Annotated in this window: 17 protein-coding genes; 6 read left to right on the top strand and 11 right to left on the bottom strand. The window is 67.6% G+C overall.

The genetic code is table 11. The features are described from left to right. Window positions 1–41 precede the first annotated feature (41 nt). Both AU198_RS06070 and AU198_RS06065 read right to left on the bottom strand, forming a co-directional pair. Window positions 42–1,517 carry a glycine hydroxymethyltransferase gene (locus AU198_RS06070; protein WP_064346610.1) on the bottom strand — a complete coding sequence of 492 codons (1,476 nt, stop codon included), beginning with the start codon at window positions 1,515–1,517 and terminating at the stop codon, window positions 42–44. A gap of 301 nt (window positions 1,518–1,818) precedes the next feature. Then, complete coding sequence (locus AU198_RS06065; RefSeq protein ID WP_064346609.1) at window positions 1,819–3,021, bottom strand: hypothetical protein; 1,203 nt, start codon at window positions 3,019–3,021, stop codon at window positions 1,819–1,821. A 30-nt stretch (window positions 3,022–3,051) separates the two neighbouring features. Here AU198_RS06065 and coaA point away from each other — a divergent pair, with 30 nt between their 5' ends. Next, window positions 3,052–3,999: a type I pantothenate kinase gene (gene coaA / locus AU198_RS06060; protein ID WP_064346608.1), complete on the top strand. Its 948-nt coding sequence runs from the start codon at window positions 3,052–3,054 to the stop codon at window positions 3,997–3,999. A 3-nt stretch (window positions 4,000–4,002) separates the two neighbouring features. Here the strand turns inward: coaA and AU198_RS06055 are convergent, their stop codons facing one another. The 4 genes from AU198_RS06055 to AU198_RS06040 form a co-directional block, all read right to left on the bottom strand. Further along, window positions 4,003–4,410: a hypothetical protein gene (locus AU198_RS06055; protein ID WP_064346607.1), complete on the bottom strand. Its 408-nt coding sequence runs from the start codon at window positions 4,408–4,410 to the stop codon at window positions 4,003–4,005. A gap of 78 nt (window positions 4,411–4,488) precedes the next feature. Further along, a complete protein-coding gene (locus tag AU198_RS06050; protein WP_064346606.1) occupies window positions 4,489–4,929 on the bottom strand; it encodes a hypothetical protein in 441 nt (146 codons plus the stop codon). 110 nt (window positions 4,930–5,039) lie between these two features. Next, window positions 5,040–6,398 carry a hypothetical protein gene (locus AU198_RS06045; protein ID WP_064346605.1) on the bottom strand — a complete coding sequence of 453 codons (1,359 nt, stop codon included), beginning with the start codon at window positions 6,396–6,398 and terminating at the stop codon, window positions 5,040–5,042. Window positions 6,399–6,413: 15 nt separating this feature from the next. Further along, window positions 6,414–7,211 (bottom strand): (2Z,6E)-farnesyl diphosphate synthase, encoded by a 798-nt coding sequence (locus tag AU198_RS06040; protein WP_064346604.1) that lies wholly within the window; start codon window positions 7,209–7,211, stop codon window positions 6,414–6,416. Window positions 7,212–7,266: 55 nt separating this feature from the next. Between AU198_RS06040 and trhA the strand changes: the two genes are divergently transcribed. Further along, window positions 7,267–8,007 carry a PAQR family membrane homeostasis protein TrhA gene (trhA, locus tag AU198_RS06035; protein WP_064346603.1) on the top strand — a complete coding sequence of 247 codons (741 nt, stop codon included), beginning with the start codon at window positions 7,267–7,269 and terminating at the stop codon, window positions 8,005–8,007. A 70-nt stretch (window positions 8,008–8,077) separates the two neighbouring features. On the opposite strand, the gene AU198_RS06030 is transcribed toward trhA, so the two are convergent. The 4 genes from AU198_RS06030 to mca are packed head-to-tail and all read right to left on the bottom strand — an operon-like array spanning window position 8,078 to window position 11,606. Next, window positions 8,078–8,449 carry a nuclear transport factor 2 family protein gene (locus AU198_RS06030; RefSeq protein WP_064346602.1) on the bottom strand — a complete coding sequence of 124 codons (372 nt, stop codon included), beginning with the start codon at window positions 8,447–8,449 and terminating at the stop codon, window positions 8,078–8,080. A 10-nt stretch (window positions 8,450–8,459) separates the two neighbouring features. Next, window positions 8,460–10,472: a thioredoxin domain-containing protein gene (locus tag AU198_RS06025; protein ID WP_064346601.1), complete on the bottom strand. Its 2,013-nt coding sequence runs from the start codon at window positions 10,470–10,472 to the stop codon at window positions 8,460–8,462. After that, complete coding sequence (locus AU198_RS06020; protein WP_064346600.1) at window positions 10,456–10,740, bottom strand: hypothetical protein; 285 nt, start codon at window positions 10,738–10,740, stop codon at window positions 10,456–10,458. Before AU198_RS06020 ends, AU198_RS06025 begins: the two co-directional genes overlap by 17 nt. Beyond that, the gene (mca, locus tag AU198_RS06015) at window positions 10,737–11,606 is read right to left on the bottom strand and encodes a mycothiol conjugate amidase Mca (RefSeq protein ID WP_064346728.1); all 870 of its coding nucleotides are present in this window, start codon (window positions 11,604–11,606) and stop codon (window positions 10,737–10,739) included. Before mca ends, AU198_RS06020 begins: the two co-directional genes overlap by 4 nt. Window positions 11,607–11,724: 118 nt before the next feature. On the opposite strand from mca, the gene AU198_RS06010 reads away from it, so the two are divergent. The 3 genes from AU198_RS06010 to AU198_RS06000 all read left to right on the top strand — a co-directional run bounded on the left by AU198_RS06010 (window position 11,725) and on the right by AU198_RS06000 (window position 13,606). Next, entirely contained in the window at window positions 11,725–12,147 is a 423-nt protein-coding gene (locus AU198_RS06010; protein WP_064346599.1) for a DUF4307 domain-containing protein, read from the top strand. Between the two features lie 246 nt (window positions 12,148–12,393). Then, a complete protein-coding gene (greA, locus tag AU198_RS06005; protein ID WP_064346598.1) occupies window positions 12,394–12,888 on the top strand; it encodes a transcription elongation factor GreA in 495 nt (164 codons plus the stop codon). A gap of 55 nt (window positions 12,889–12,943) precedes the next feature. Beyond that, window positions 12,944–13,606: a GOLPH3/VPS74 family protein gene (locus AU198_RS06000; protein WP_064346597.1), complete on the top strand. Its 663-nt coding sequence runs from the start codon at window positions 12,944–12,946 to the stop codon at window positions 13,604–13,606. Between the two features lie 3 nt (window positions 13,607–13,609). Here AU198_RS06000 and AU198_RS05995 read toward each other — a convergent pair whose 3' ends face one another. After that, on the bottom strand, window positions 13,610–14,788 hold the full coding sequence (locus tag AU198_RS05995; RefSeq protein WP_064346596.1) for a cystathionine gamma-synthase: 1,179 nt from the start codon (window positions 14,786–14,788) through the stop codon (window positions 13,610–13,612). 54 nt (window positions 14,789–14,842) lie between these two features. Here AU198_RS05995 and AU198_RS05990 point away from each other — a divergent pair, with 54 nt between their 5' ends. Further along, window positions 14,843–16,015, top strand: a complete 1,173-nt coding sequence (locus tag AU198_RS05990; protein WP_156431504.1) for an acyl-CoA dehydrogenase family protein — start codon at window positions 14,843–14,845, stop codon at window positions 16,013–16,015. The last annotated feature ends 1 nt before the right edge of the window (window position 16,016 follow it).

The raw sequence follows: 16,016 nt of genomic DNA, 5'->3' as shown, positions 1-16,016 counted from the left end.
TCTGTGGGAATCGTAAAATTCCCGACCGGCGTGGCGTGCGGCTACAGCGTCAGCCCCGGATACAGGGGGTTCGCCTCCAACAGCTCGGCAGAGGCGGCGTGCACGCGCTCGGCAGTGCCGTCGGCCAGGGTGTACTTGGCCTTCGACACTCCCCCTGCGGCAGCAGAAGGTTGAGTGTTGGCCAGAACGTCCACGATCAGCTCGGCCACGCGGTCGAAGTCGTCGGCCCCGAATCCCCTGGTCGTCAGCGCGGGGGTGCCCAACCGGATGCCGCTGGTGTACCAGGCGCCGTTGGGGTCGGCGGGCACGGAGTTGCGGTTGGTGACGATGCCCGCGTCGAGCAGCGCCGATTCGGCCTGGCGGCCGGTCAGGCCGAACGAGGTGACGTCGAGCAGCACGATGTGGTTGTCGGTGCCGCCGGTGACCAGCGCGGCGTCACGCTTGAGGAAACCGTCGGCCAGGGCCTGGGCGTTGTCGGCGACACGCTGGGCGTACGCCTGGAAGGCCGGTTGGCGGGCCTCGGCGAGCGCAACCGCTTTGGCGGCCATCACGTGTGACAGCGGACCACCCAGCACCATCGGGCAGCCCTTGTCGACGGCGTCGGAGTACTCGGGCTGGGCGAGCACCATCCCGCCACGCGGCCCGCGCAGCGACTTGTGAGTGGTCGTGGTGGTGACGTGGGCGTGCGGTACCGGATCCTCGTCGCCGGTGAACACCTTGCCCGCGACCAGGCCCGCGAAGTGCGCCATGTCGACCATCAACGTGGCGCCGACCTCGTCGGCGATTTCGCGCATGGTCGCGAAGTTAACCCGGCGCGGATAGGCCGAGTAGCCGGCCACGATGATCAGCGGCTTGAACTCGCGGGCGGCGTCGGCCACCGCGCCGTAGTCGAGGAAGCCCGTATTCGGGTCGGTGCCGTAGCTCCGCTGGTGGAACATCTTGCCGGAGATGTTGGGCCGGAAGCCGTGGGTCAGGTGGCCGCCCGCGTCCAGCGACATCCCCAGCAGCCGCTGGTTGCCGAGCTTGTTGCGCAGCTGCTCCCAGTCCGCCTCGGACAGGTCGTTGACGTGCTTGAGGCCGGCCGCGGCCAGTTCGGGCGCCTCGACCCGGGTGGCCAGGATCGCCCAGAAGGCAACGAGGTTGGCGTCGATGCCCGAGTGCGGCTGTACGTAGGCATACGGCGCTCCGAACAGCTCGCGGGCGTGTTCGGCGGCGAGGCTCTCGACGGTGTCGACGTTCTGGCAACCCGCATAGAACCGGTGCCCGATCGTGCCTTCGGCGTACTTGTCGGAGAACCAGGAGCCCATCGTCAGCAGCACCGCAGGCGAGGCGTAGTTCTCGCTGGCGATGAGCTTGAGCGAATCCCGTTGATCGGCAAGCTCTTTACGCGTCGCGGCCGCGATGCGCGGCTCCACCGACTCGATCACCTGCAACGCGGCCCGGTAGGCGGCACTCGCGGTCTCGGCGTATTCCGCACCGGGGGCGGCAGCGTTGGAGGTCACGGGGTCTGCAGTCATGTGCCTCAGCCTACGACGCCGGGATCGTGCAACGACCAGCCCATAGGGGTCCGCCATACCCACCGGGTCGGGCTCACCCACCGCTTCCGCCATACCCACCGCGTCCGCCATACACCGCGCCCTCTATCCACAGCAGTCACATCAGCCTCGCCGATCACGGTGGCATCATCCGCACCCGGCCGAGATACCTGTTTCGATGCCCAGCTACGAGCGAAAGATTCGCTGCCAACGAAGAATTCGCTGCGAGCTGGGCAACGAAACGGTGGCTTCCCCATAGGGCCCGGCGCGACGACCGTGATACTCAGGCCGCTCGCAGCGATGAGGGAATCAACGGCTCGTCGAGCAACGTGCCGAACCGCTGGGTCAAGCTGACGTCATCGGGCCGCTCATCCAGCCAGCCCCGCAGCAACCGGTACCCCTCGACGTAGGTGCTGGTGTACGCGCGCCACAGCGGCGAGGACAGGAACCGCAGCATCTGACGGGCGCGCTGGTCGTTGACCAGCAGCCACTGCTTGAGAAACGCGACGACCTCGTCGACGTCGCGGTGCTCGTCGTGCAGCATCAGCGCCGCGTCCTGGCGCACCTCGGCGAGGGCGGAGGTCGCCTCCGACACCGCCTGGGCGCGCTCCCCGTCGAACCGCAGCCCCAGGTCGGCGTAGATCTCCCCGGCCCATACGCCCCATTCGGGTCCGATCGCCGCGTAGAGCGCGAGATCGGCGAGGCCCTCGGCCATCAGACACTGCGGGGTGTTGACCAGGAAGATGGTCTGCTCTGCCTGTCCCCGGTTCTCGACCAGACCGACCTCCTTGCGGCAGTGCTCGGTGTGGTGGCCGGGGTACGACTCGTGCGCGACCAGCCGGGGCAGGTTCGACATCTGCTGCTTGAGGTCCGCGTTGACGGCCACCGTCGACTTGTAATCCCCGTGGTAGTAGTTGAAACCAGACCACGGCTTGTCGGAGACGACCTCATAAGTGATGGTCTCCGCGTCGGGCAGCGGATACTCGGCGCGCACGCGGTCGCGCAGCGCGCTGGAGAACGCCTGAATGCACTCTTCGAGGCGCGCGGGTGGAATCTCCTCGGCCGCGCGGTAGGCCTGCATCTGGTCGGCGAGCGGACCTGGCCCGCTCAGCACCTCGTCGAGTCGCCGATGGGCCTGCCGGTACCGCTCCGGGTCGCCCCTGCCGATGTGCACGTCGAAGTACGCCTCGACCTCGTCGACGAAGCCGACCTGCTCGCCCGCGAACTTGCGTCCCGCGCATGCCAACGCCCGTAGGTGGGCGCCGATGTAGTCCTTGCGCGCCCGCTCCAGCCCGTCGACCGAGGTCAACTCCCCCAGCAAACGGTCGGCCTGCCGCGCCAGGTCCGCGGGATCGGGCTGCGGTTCGGCGGCGACGGCACGGCGCAACGCCGGGTCGCCGGTGAAGGAGTCGACATAGCCCTGCTCCACGCGGTCGAAGCGCAGACCGAGCAGCAGATACTCGCGGATCACGGTGCTGGCGTCCATGAACTCAACCGTAAATGCAAGACTGGGCGCATGGCGCGGCTGAGTGAACCCAGCCCATATGTGGAGTTCGACCGGAGTCAGTGGCGGAACCTGCGTATGTCGACGCCGTTGAAACTCACCGAGGACGAGCTGAAGAAGCTGCGCGGTATCGGCGAGAAAATCGACCTCCTCGAAGTAGAAGAGGTCTATCTGCCGTTGGCCCGGCTGATCCACCTCCAGGTCGCCGCGCGCCAGCGGTTGTTCGCGACGACCGCCGAGTTCCTGGGCGGAGACTCAGACAGCGAGTCTCAGCCGGACCGGCCGGTGCCGTTCGTGATCGGCGTCGCGGGCAGTGTCGCGGTCGGCAAGTCCACGACAGCCCGTGTGCTGCAGGCGCTTCTGGCGCGCTGGGAGCACCACCCTCGCGTCGACCTGGTCACCACCGACGGGTTCCTCTACCCCAATGCGGAATTGGTACGCCGGAATCTGATGGGACGCAAGGGTTTTCCGGAAAGCTATGACCGGCGTGCGCTGATGCGGTTCGTCACGACGGTCAAGTCCGGCGCGGAGTACGCGTGCGCGCCGGTGTACTCGCACCTGCTCTACGACATCGTGCCCGGAGAAAAGCAGATCGTCCGGCATCCGGACATCCTGATCCTCGAGGGTCTCAACGTGCTGCAGACCGGGCCGACGTTGATGGTCTCCGACCTGTTCGACTTCTCGGTCTACGTCGACGCCCGCATCGACGACATCGAGAAGTGGTACATCGATCGGTTCCTCGGCTTGCGCACGACGGCGTTCGCCGACCCGGCCTCGCACTTTCACCACTACGCCACACTGACCGACGAGCAGGCCGTGTTCGCCGCCAGCGACATCTGGCACTCGATCAACCGGCCCAACCTCATCGAGAACATCCTCCCGACCCGGCCGCGCGCGACGCTCGTCCTGCGCAAGGACGCCGACCACTCGATCAACCGGCTGCGCCTGCGCAAGCTGTAGCGGCTACCGGTTGATCCGGCGCCAGCCCTGGTACTGCAGTTCGGCGAACGCCAGCGTGTACACGCCGGTGGCAAGCGTCAGGACCACCCCGATCGTGGTGAGCGGGAACACGTTCGAGATCACGAGCACTACCGCCGCAACGGCGTACAGGACGTTGGCGACGATCACCGCCATGCCCGCCGTCTTCAGCGACGGCAGGGCCGCGAGGGCCAGGACCGCCAGACCGTAGGCGATGAAGAACGCCGCCATTCCGTACTCGAAGGTGATTGTGGTGCCCGACGTGTCGGCCAGCCAACCCGCGAGGGGAAGAGCCGCGATACCGGCGAGGCCGGTGAGAATCGCGTCGGCGCGCATGGCAAAGCGCAGCAGTGCGTCCGTCGACTCGTTCAGCCGTTCGGAGAGTGCGGTCATGATGGATTCCTTTCTTGTGGGATGAGGACCGTTCCGGAGCCGACGCCGCAACCTCTGACGACGGCGGCTCCGGACCAGTCATGAGGGGGTCGACATCAGGTGACGCACCCCGAGGTACTGGGCGTAGGCGAATGCGAGGGTGACGGCGGTGAACCCGGCAATTCCCACCACGCCGGCTTCCGTCAGCGGCAGCAAGCCGGTCGCCAGCACCGCGGCCACGACGAGCGCGAAGACGATGTTGCCGACCAGCACGCCGATACCGACGCGGCGGACATCAGGCGCCCCGGCCGCCAGGAACAGTGCGGCGCCGTAGCCGACGAGTGCGGCCCCACCGATCCACTCGCTGGTGGCGGACAGACCGCTCACCCGCGACAGCGGGTCGGCGGCCATCGCGATTATCAAGCCGAGGCCCCCGCACAGCGTCGCGTCGGCACGCAGCGCGACGCGCAGCAGGGAGTCGCTTCCGGGATCGCCGTCGCCGGCGGTATCCCGTACCGGGTGGGTGGTTGCGGTGGTCATGTCACCGACAGTGCTCAGATGCCGCTGCCAGATCGACGCAGAACGCTGCCAGCTACTGCCAACCGCAGGTCACGCGGGCATTGAACCCCCCGCGCTCCGGGTTCTGAAGCTCAGGCGTCGGTCTGAGCGGCCACCAGGTTGCCCCGCAGATCGGCGGCGATCAGCCGCGCGGCGGCGTTCTGCCAGTTGTGCAGCGACCGCTGCGGCACCTCGGTGACGAACCACTGCCAGGCCTGCCGGGCGACGGGATCGAGTCCGGCGGCGGTGGCGTTCTGCGCATAGGCGCGCACCCCGACCACATACGGGAAATACAGCGAGTTGTAGTGCCGCCACTCCTCGGTGGTGCCGAACTCGCCGCCGTCGCGCGGTTTGAGCCGGGCGATGCGCTCGGCTAGCAGGGCCTTGAGCTCGGTCGCCCGCTCCAGCGGCTGGTCGGGGGCGCCGCGCGACGCCAACCGCTCGTCGATGATCGGCAGGTTGGTCAGCGGGCTGGCGATCAGCTTGGACAGATCGCCGTAGTGTCCGAGCGCGCGACGGGTGAGTCGGACGAACGTCTGCTCGTCGACGCCGTCGAGCGGGTTGTCCTTGCGCAGCGGCAGCGCCGCCTCGGTGCTGCGCAGTGCCGCGCGGTCGGCGCGCAGGGCGGGCGAGCGCGAGAACGCCAGCCGGTCGAGCGCGCCGGCCAGCGGGTCGGCGAGCACGTTGATCGCGATCGCGATCGCCAGGCTGGTGAACAGCAGCACCGTCAGCGCGGTGTCGTGGCCGGTGACCGCCAGCCCGATCAATGCCTGGCCGCCGAACAGCACCGCCACCACCGCCGTCGCCGCGAACGAGCGCAACATGTCGCCGCGCAACGCCTGCCCCTCGTCGAAGGCGTCCCCGATCGCCACGGCCACCCCGAGCAGTGCGACGTCGAACCCGGTGCCCGCCAACGCCAACCAGCTCGGCACGAGCCCCAGCGGGATGATCAGGATCGCGTTGCCCAATGCGAAGAACAACGTCGCGACCACCACGAAACCGACCACCGGGCCCGGCTGCGACCGGCGCAGCACCGCGTACACCATGGCGCCCAGCGACGACAGCGAGACCGCCGCGAACATCACCCAGTGACCCAGGCGCAGCGGTCCGTCGACGCTTCCGGCCATCGCGGCGCCGACGAACGCGGCCGCGGCCACCACGGCGACCAATCCGAACTCGCCCGCGCGACTGCGCCAGGTGTCACGGGGCCGGGACAGCTCGAGGAGCACCGCGAACCACGCGATGCCCGGCACGGCGACGAGGTAGACCTCGATGCGGCTGAGCACGTCGGCGCCGCTGACGGTCCGGACGGCGTCGAGCGCGACGACAGCTGCGAAACTCGTCAACCCGGTCGCGGCCAGCACGAGCACGGGCTTACGCGGGTCGCGGGCCAGAAGGTACAGCCCCAACCACCAGCTCAGCGTGAAGACCACCGCCGACAGCGCAGCCATGTTCTCAGTGTGGCATCACATTCCGTACCGGCGATGGCGCACGGTGTAGTCGCGTAGTGCGCGCAGGAAGTCGACCCGCCGGAACGCCGGCCAGTAGGCGTCGGTGAACCACATCTCGGAATACGCGCTCTGCCACAGCAGGAAGCCGGACAATCGCTGCTCCCCCGAGGTGCGGATGACCAGGTCGGGGTCCGGTTGTCCGGAGGTGTAGAGATTCTCCGAGATCGCATCGATGGTGACGGCGTCGATCAGCTGTTCACCGGTGCTGCCGTTGGCCAGCTCCTTGCTCAGTAGCTGGCGGACGGCGTCGACGATCTCCTGGCGCCCGCCGTAGCCCACGGCGAGGTTGACATGGAAAGTCTGGGCAGCAGCCTCCGACCGCGTCGACCCGACGGCGTCACGCAGCCGGCGCGCGGGCTCTTCGCCGATCAGCTCCAGATCACCGACCGTGCGCACGCTCCAGTGGTTGGCGGGCGCGCAGATCTCCTCGACGACGTCGGTGATGATCTCGATCAGCGGGGACAGTTCGTCGGGGGCACGCTGCAGGTTCTCGGTGGACAGCAGATACACCGTGGCCATCTCGATGCCGGTTTCTTGACACCAGCGCAGCATGTCGGCGATCTTGCGGGCACCCATCCGGTACCCGACGCTGACGTCATCGTGTCCAAGGTCACGTGCCCACCGGCGGTTGCCGTCACACAAAACGGCAATATGGCGCGGCAGTTGGGATTTCGACCGTGCCAGCTCCTGGCGCAGCCGCATCTCATACAGCCGATAGGCCGGCTCTTTGAGGCGCGGGGGAATGAGCTCCACGAAGATCCAGACTACTGTGAGGTTCGAAAACCCCCATGGCATTAGTGGAGGTGACATGACCCGATCCATCGACACCACCGATTCCGATGAGTCCCGCGGCCCGCACAACGCCGCAGAGGATTTCCCGGAAGCCGTTGTCGACGGTCTCGCCAATTTCATCGGCAAGCCGCGCGCGCGGGGGTGGATCCACGTCTACGCCGCGGGCATCGCGGCCATCTGCGGTGCCACGCTGGTGTCGGTGTCGTGGTCGGTGGAGTCCACCCGCGCGGGCGTCGCGACACTGATCTACACGCTCACCATCGTGGCGATGTTCGCGGTCAGCGGCGCGTATCACCGGGTCAACTGGAAGTCGCCCACCGCACGCAAGTGGATGAAGCGACTCGACCACTCGATGATCTTCGTGTTCATCGCCGGCAGCTATACACCGTTCGCCCTGCTCGCGTTGCCGCAGACCGACGGCATGGTGTTGTTCTGGATCGTGTGGGGCGGTGCGATCGCCGGCGTGCTGCTCAAGTGCTTCTGGCCGTCGGCGCCGCGGTGGGTCGGGGTGCCGCTCTACATCCTGCTCGGCTGGGTGGCGGCGTGGTTCGTCGGACCGATCACGCACGGTGCGGGAGTGGCCGCGCTGGTGCTGCTGATCGTCGGTGGCGCGCTCTACAGCATCGGCGGCGTGCTCTACGCGCTCAAGTGGCCCAATCCGTGGCCGACCGTGTTCGGCCACCACGAGTTCTTCCACGCGTGCACCGCGGTGGCGGCGATCTGCCACTACATCGCGATGTGGTTCGCCGTCTTCTAGCCCGCCACTCCGCGAGCGACCGTGTCTGCGCAGTACACGCCGCCGAAAAGCGGCATTCGGCGGTCGCTCGCTAGAGCTGGGTGACGTTCTCCGGGGTCCAGTAGGCCTTCATCGACGCGATCTTGCCCTCCTCGTTGAAGGTCATCACGCTGATGATCTCGATGCGCATCTTGTTGTCGCCGAGGTCGATGGTCAGCGACCAGAAGAACGCCACCTCGTTGCCCAGCGCCCGCAGCGTGACGACCTCGGCCTGGGCGCCCATCGTGGGGAGCGCGTCGTAGAAACCGCGGATCGCCTTGCGGCCGATGTGCACCTCGCCGCCGACCGGATCCTCGACGGTGCCGTCGTCGGCGTAGAGCTCGACGATGTCGTCGGCCTTGCCCTGCGCGGCCAATTCGAGGTAGCGGGTGACGGTCTTGGCGTTGTCTTCCGGCGTCGGCATGCGCCGAACGCTACACGGACGCGCCTAGGGCGGCAGCGAGTTCCGGTGCCGTGATGACCGGCAGATCGCACGTTCTTCCGCGGCACACGTGGGCGGCGTCGGCCCCGCCGACCCGGTCTCGGTCGATCAGCAGCTCCGACGAATTCACCGCCCCGCCCACGACGACCGCCCCGCCCGGCGCCAGCCGCCGCGCGACCGCCAGCAGTTCTGAGCGGGCGGGGTCGCACGCCACCGCGACCTGGATGGGCCCGCGCACGGCCGCCTCCGCGACGGCGAGCCAGTGCCCACCGGAGCGCGGGAACCGGGTCAGGATCGGTGTGGCCGCCGCGAGCGTGGCGTCGGCGGCCGCGGCATAGCGATCAGCCCTTTCCGCTGGGGCGAGGTGCGCCGCGGTGAGCAGCGCCTCGGCGATCAGCGACGCTCCTGACGGCGTGGCGCCGTCGAGCGGATCGGCCGGCCGCACCATCAACGTCTCTGCGTCGTCGGCGGTGTCGAACCACCGGCCGGGCCGGTCCGGGTCGGCGAAGTGCTCGAGCGCGATGTCGAGCAGCGTCAGCGCAGCCTCCAGCCAGACCGGCTCACCCGTCATCTGGTGAACGGTCAACAGACCGGTGGCCAGCGCGCCGTGGTCTTCGAGTATCGCGGCGCTCCCGCCCACCGAACCGTCGAGGCTTGCCCGCCGCAGCCTGCCGTCAACCATGTGCAGCTCCCATACGGCGCGGGCACATCGCGTTGCGGCATCGAGCAATTCGGGCCGGTCGAGCGCGACGGCGGCTTCGGCAAGCGCGGTGATCGCCATTCCGTTCCATGCGGTGACGACCTTGTCGTCGCGGCCGGGTTGCGGTCGGGTGAGCCGCGCCGCCAGCAGCGCCGCCCGCACCCTGGCGAACCGCTCCCGATCGTCGGGGTCGCGCGGAAGCTGCAACACCGAGGCACCCTGTTCGAACGTGCCCACCTCGGTCACCGCGAAAAGGTCTGCGGCCCAACGACCGTCGTCCTCACCGAGGAACTCGCGCAACTGCGCGGGCGTGAACACGTACGTCAGCCCCTCCTCGCCGTCCGCATCGGCGTCCAAGGACGAGGTGAACATGCCGTCGGCGCCGAGCTCGTCGATCATGAACGCGGCCGTTTCGGCGGCGACCTTGTGCGCCAAGGGGTTCGCGGTACGCCGCGCCCAGTGCGCGTACGCCCGCAGCAGCAGGGCGTTGTCATACAACATCTTCTCGAAGTGGGGAACCACCCAGGCCGCGTCGACGCTGTAGCGGGCGAAGCCCCCCGCCAACTGGTCATAGATACCGCCGCGGGCCATCGCCGTGCAGGTCCGCTCGACGGTTTCCATTGGCATGATGTCACCGGTGCGCTCGTGGCTACGCAGCAATCCTTCGAGTAACGCCGATGGCGGGAACTTGGGCGCACCAGCGGGATTGGCGGCGAATCCACCGCGGGTGACGTCCTCGTCCTGCAGCACTGCGGCGACGGCGTGATCGCACAGCGCCGGTTGCAAGGGCGGTCCCCCACCGGGCAGACCGGAAGCCATCGAGCGAAGTTCCTCGGTGATCTTGTCGGACGCCTCCTCGACCTCGCCGCGGCGGTTGCGCCAGGTGTCGGTGACCGCAGCCAGCAGTTGGAGGAAGGTCGCCTTGGGGTAGTACGTCCCGCAGAAGAACGGCCTGCCGTCCGGGGTGAGGAAGCAGGTCATCGGCCAGCCGCCCTGCCCGGTGAGCGCAACGGTGGCGGTCATGTACACCGCATCGAGATCGGGTCGTTCCTCGCGGTCGACCTTGATGCAGACGAAGCCAGAGTTCGCGACGGCAGCAACTTCGGCGTCGTCGAACGACTCATGAGCCATGACATGGCACCAGTGGCAGGCCGCGTAGCCGATCGACAGCAAGATCGGCACGTCGCGATCGGCCGCCTCGGCCAACGCCTCCGGCGTCCACTCGCGCCAATGCACCGGGTTGTCCGCGTGCTGACGCAGGTACGGGCTGGTGGCCCGCGAGAGCGTGTTAGCCCCCGGGCTCACGTTTCGTCCCGTCGGGCGGCGGGTCGCTTTCGATCGGCGCCTGGGGCTCGTCGGGCGACTCGGTGGTCTCCTCTGAGTCCGAATCCTGCGGGTCGAACGACTCCGGCACCTTTCGCAGCTGCCGGTTCATCGACCGGACCAGCAGGAATGTGCCGATCAGGAGCAGCACCACGATCAGCAGTCCGAGCGGGCTGGCCTTGCCGAAGTCCGGTCCGGTGTCCCGGGGCGGATCTTGGGCTAGGAAGTCGACGGCGAGCAGGAGGTTCATCGGCCCTCGATCCCGGCGAAAAGGTCATCCTCAGGAAGCGATACGGGTACGCGCGAGCGGGCCAACTCGAACTCCTCGGTGGGCCAGAGCCGTTGCTGCCATTCGATCGGGGCGCGGAAGAAGTCCCCGTTGGGGTCGATCTGGGTGGCGTGCGCGCGCAACGCGTCGTCGCGCAGGGCGAAATACTTTGCGCACTCGACGCGAGTGGTCACGCGCTTGGCGAAGATGTCGTGCTCGGGATCCCAGTGCTTGAGCCACTTTTCGAACGGGCCGAGCTCGCCGTGCTTGGCGAACTCGTCCTGCAGCAGTTGCATCCGCTGCCGCACGAAGCCGTGCGTGTAGTACAGCTTCTGGACGTCCCACGGCTCGCCGGCGTCGGGGAACAGGCGGTGGTCACCGGCAGCCTCGTAGGCACCCATCGACACCTGATGGCATCTGATGTGATCCGGATGCGGGTAGCCGCCGTTCTCGTCGTAGGTGGTCATCACGTGTGGCCGAAACTCGCGCACGACGCGCACCAGGGCCTCGACCGGTTGCTCGAGCGGCACCACACCGAGGCAACCTTCGGGCAGCGGCGGAAGCGGGTCGCCTTCGGGCAGCCCTGAGTCGACGAAGCCGAGCCAGCGGTGCTCGACGCCGAGGATCTCGGCGGCCTTGGCCATCTCGTCGCGGCGGATCTCGGCCATCCGCCCGTGCACCTCGGGCAGGTCCATGGCCGGGTTGAGGATGTCGCCGCGCTCGCCGCCGGTAAGCGTCACCACGAGCACGCGGACACCCTCGTCCACGTACCGAGCCATCGTGGCGGCACCCTTGCTGGACTCGTCGTCCGGGTGTGCGTGCACCGCCATCAACCGCAGTTCGCTCAACCTGCTCTGCCTTATCATCGCGCTGTCGTCTCCGGCGATATCAACCCGCGGAGACCTCTCAATAGTCCCTATAGTTCCAGTTCTGCAGATCCATCCGACCGAGAGCCTAGAAAACTAGATGATCGAACGCCCCGCCGCACGCTATGGCCGCCAGCGGCTGCCCGGTGTCCGCCGCCGTTGGCTCGCCGTCGCGTTCACGTTGCTCGCTCTGGCAGTGGGGGTGACCGTCGCGGTGGTGGCGTTCGGGCGGTTCGAGAGCGAGCCCGTGACGGGCGAGCTCGGCGCCTACGAACTCATCGACGACGAGACGGTGTCGGTGACGATCAGCGTCACCCGCGAAGACCCGTCCCAGCCGGTCGTCTGCATCGTGCGGGCCCGCTCCATCGACGGCGCCGAGACCGGCCGCAGGGAGGTGCTGGTGCCACCGTCGTCACAACAGACCGTGCAATTGACCGCACCGGTCAAAGCGACCCGCCAGCCCGTGATCGGGGATATTTACGGATGCGGAACCGACGTGCCGTCGTATCTGACGACTCATTGAAATCATATTGATCGTCGGTGCGGCAGACGCCGAACTGCGAATTCGTGAAAATCAGGCGCCCCTTCGGTGCTACCATGGTCGGGTACACGGTTCCTGCTGGAGCCGTGTATTGCTGCATTTGGTGCTGTGACTGAGCGCGCTGACCGCGGCAATACACGTCAAGCCCCGGCGCCGTACCACCAGACGTCTTACGCGAGAAGAGCGCGAGAACGCCCACAAGACCCAAATAGACAGGAGCGCGACGATATGACCGATACGCAGGTCACCTGGCTCACCCAGGAGGCATTTGACCGGTTGAAGGCGGAGCTCGACCAGCTGATCGCCAACCGGCCCGTCATCGCCGCCGAGATCAACGACCGCCGTGAAGAGGGCGACCTCCGCGAGAACGGCGGATACCACGCCGCCCGAGAGGAGCAGGGCCAGCAGGAGGCCCGGATTCGCCAGCTTCAGGAACTGCTCAACAACGCCAAGGTCGGCGAGGCGCCCAAGCAGTCGGGCGTCGCGCTGCCCGGTTCGGTGGTCAAGGTTCAGTACGGCGACGACGAGAGCGACACCGAGACCTTCCTGATCGCCACCCGCCAAGAGGGCATCAGCGACGGCAAGCTCGAGGTGTACTCGCCGAAGTCGCCGCTGGGCGAGGCGCTTCTCGACGCGAAGGTCGGCGACGTGCGCACGTACACGGTGCCCAGCGGCAGCACGGTCAAGGTGAAACTGCTCGAGGCCGAGCCGTATCACGCCTGACGGCAACCTGTAGCTGAATTCGAGTCCCGGGCGGGGTGCGGTTTAGCATCCGCTCATGGCGCAGATCGCCGAGGACTTGTTCCTGTTGCTGCTCGACAACGCGTCGGCTCAGCCGGTTCTCGACCGTCAGCGCCGAGAGCGGGTGCTGGCCGCCGCGGTGCTGCTCGACCTGGCCCTGGCCTGCCGGATCCGGCCGTCGGTCGACGGTGAGGCGGTCGAAGCGGGCCACCTGATCGCGTTGTCGACCCCGGGCGCTACCGACCCGGTCACAGAACCGGCGTTCCGGCTGTTGCAGCGTCGCCCGTTGCGGCCCAAGACGGCGGTCAAGCGGCTGGCCAAGCACACCGAGGCCCACATCGTCGGCCATCTGGAACGAACCGGTCAGATCCGACGTATCCCCCTGCCGGACAAACGGTTCGGACACGAATTCGCATGGCCGCTGACCAACCGCAACCGCGTCGGCCAGGCGCGGTCGGCACTGTTGTCGGCGCTGTTCGATCGCAGGCCGCCGAGCCCGCCCACGGCGGCGATCATCTCGCTGCTGCACGCGATCGACGGTCTGGGCGCACTGCTCAGCCTCAACGACCGGGGCTGGCGGTGGGTGCACGCCCGAGCCGGCGAGATCGCGCTGGGCAGTTGGGTCGAGGAGTCACCGACCGCGTTGCCCGAGATGAACCTCGCGGTCACGGCGTCGGCACTGCGCCCGGTGCTGTCCTAGCCGCTAGCTCAACGCCTGCTCGAGGTCGGCCAGCAGATCCGCAACGTCTTCGATACCGACCGACAGCCGCACCAGGTCATCGGGGACCTCCAGTTGGGAACCCGCGGTCGACGCATGAGTCATCGCTCCGGGGTGCTCGATCAGTGATTCGACGCCACCCAACGACTCGGCGAGGATGAAAAGCTTTGTGCGGGAACAGAGTTTACGTGCAGCTTCCGCTCCGCCGCGCAGTCGCACGGACACCATGCCCCCGAAGCCGGCCATCTGCCGGGCCGCGACCTCGTGGCCCGGATGCCCGGGTAGTCCCGGGTAGAGCACGGTCTCGATCGCGGGGTGACCGTCGAGAAACTCGGCGATGACGGCCGCATTGGCGCTGTGCCGCTGCATGCGGATCACCAGAGTCTTCAGACCGCGCAGGGTCAGGTAGGCGTCGAACGGGCCGGGCACCCCGCCCGCACCGTTCTGCAGGAACGCGAAAGCGGCGTCGAGTTCCTCGTCGTTGGTCAGCAGCGCACCGCCCACCACATCAGAGTGTCCGCCGATGTACTTGGTGGTGGAGTGCAGCACGATGTCGGCCCCCAGCAGCAGCGGCTGCTGCAGCGCGGGTGAGGCGAAGGTGTTGTCCACCAACACTTTCACGTTCGACGTCGCCGCAATCTGGGCGATCGCGCTGATGTCGGCGATCGACAGCAGCGGGTTGGTCGGAGTTTCCACCAGGATCATCCGGGTGTTGGGCGTGATCGCCGCACGCACCGCGTCCAGATCGGCGAGCGCAACGGCGGTGTAGTCGATGCCCCACTTGGTGAACACCTTGTCGATCAGCCGGAACGTCCCGCCGTATGCGTCGTCGGGCATCACGACGTGGTCACCCGGCCGCAGAATCGCGCGCAACGCGCAGTCCGTCGCCGCCATGCCCGAGGAGAACGCCCGGCCATAGGCGGCCGCCTCCACAGCGGCGAGGGAGGCCTCCAGCGCCGCGCGGGTGGGGTTGCCCGTTCTGGCGTATTCGTATCCGCCGCGCAGTCCGCCGACACCGTCCTGCGCGAACGTCGAACTGGCATAGATCGGTGCGTTGACGGCTCCGGTGGTCAGGTCGGGTCGGACGGCGTGGATGGCCTTGGTTGACAAGCCCTGCGTGGACAAACCCTGCGTGGACGTGCCCTGCGTTTCGTTCTTCGACATCACCGTTCAGCCTAGCCACGACTGCAGTGCACGCCGACCGGGTAGACATGTCCCATGAGTTCTGCGACCGCCGTCGATGACATGCTCGAGCTGGATTCCCTGCTCTCGCCCGAGGACATCGAGTTACGCCAGACCGTGCGCCGGTTCGGCGAACAACGGCTGCGCCCGTTCATCGCCGAGTGGTTCGAGACCGGTCAGGTGCCGGTGCGCGAACTGGCCGCGGACTTCGGCAAGCTCGGGCTTCTGGGCATGCACCTGAAGGGTTACGGCTGCGGCGGATCGACCGCCACCGCCTACGGCCTGGTGTGTCAAGAGCTCGAGGCCGTGGACAGCGGCCTGCGCAGCCTGGTCTCGGTGCAGGGGTCGCTGGCGATGTTCGCGATTCACCGCTGGGGCAGCGAGGAGCAGCGCAACCAGTGGCTGCCCGCGATGGCGACCGGTGAGGCCATCGGGTGTTTCGGGCTGACCGAACCCGACTTCGGGTCCAATCCCGGCGGGATGCGCACGACGGCGAAGCGGGACGGCTCGGACTGGGTCCTGCGCGGGTCGAAGATGTGGATCACCAACGGGTCAGTCGCCGATATGGCGGTCGTGTGGGCGCGGACCGACGAGGGGGTGGCCGGCTTCCTCGTGCCGGCCGGCACGCCGGGATTCTCGGCGACCGACATGACGCACAAGTTGTCGTTGCGGGCCTCGGTCACCTCCGAGTTGCACCTCGACGACGTCCGGTTGCCCGCCGCCGCGAAACTGCCCGAGGCGCGGGGATTGTCCGGGCCCCTCAGCTGCCTGTCGGAGGCCCGGTTCGGCATCGTGTTCGGCAGCGTCGGCGCCGCCAGAGACTGTCTGCAGACCGCCCTGGACTACATCGGCACACGAGAGGTGTTCGACAAACCGCTGGCGGGCTACCAGCTGACGCAAGCCAAGATCGCCGATATGGCCGTCGAACTCGCCAAGGCTCAACTTCTCGCTCTTCACCTCGGCAAGCTCAAGGACGAGGGCAAGATCAAGCCCGAGCAGGTCAGCCTCGGAAAGCTGAACAATGTCCGCGAGGCCATCCAGATCGCCCGTCAGTGCCGAACCCTGTTGGGCGCCAACGGGATCACCCTGGAGTATCCGGTCATTCGGCACGCCAACAACCTGGAGTCGGTGCTGACGTACGAAGGCACCTCGGAAGTGCATCAGTTGGTCATCGGAGAGGCGCTGACCGGCGTCAGCGCCTTCCGATGAT

This window comes from Mycobacterium sp. GA-1199 (genome assembly GCF_001500045.1).
Classification (GTDB): Bacteria; Actinomycetota; Actinomycetes; order Mycobacteriales; family Mycobacteriaceae; genus Mycobacterium.
This window is presented reverse-complemented; position numbering and strand designations above follow the sequence as displayed.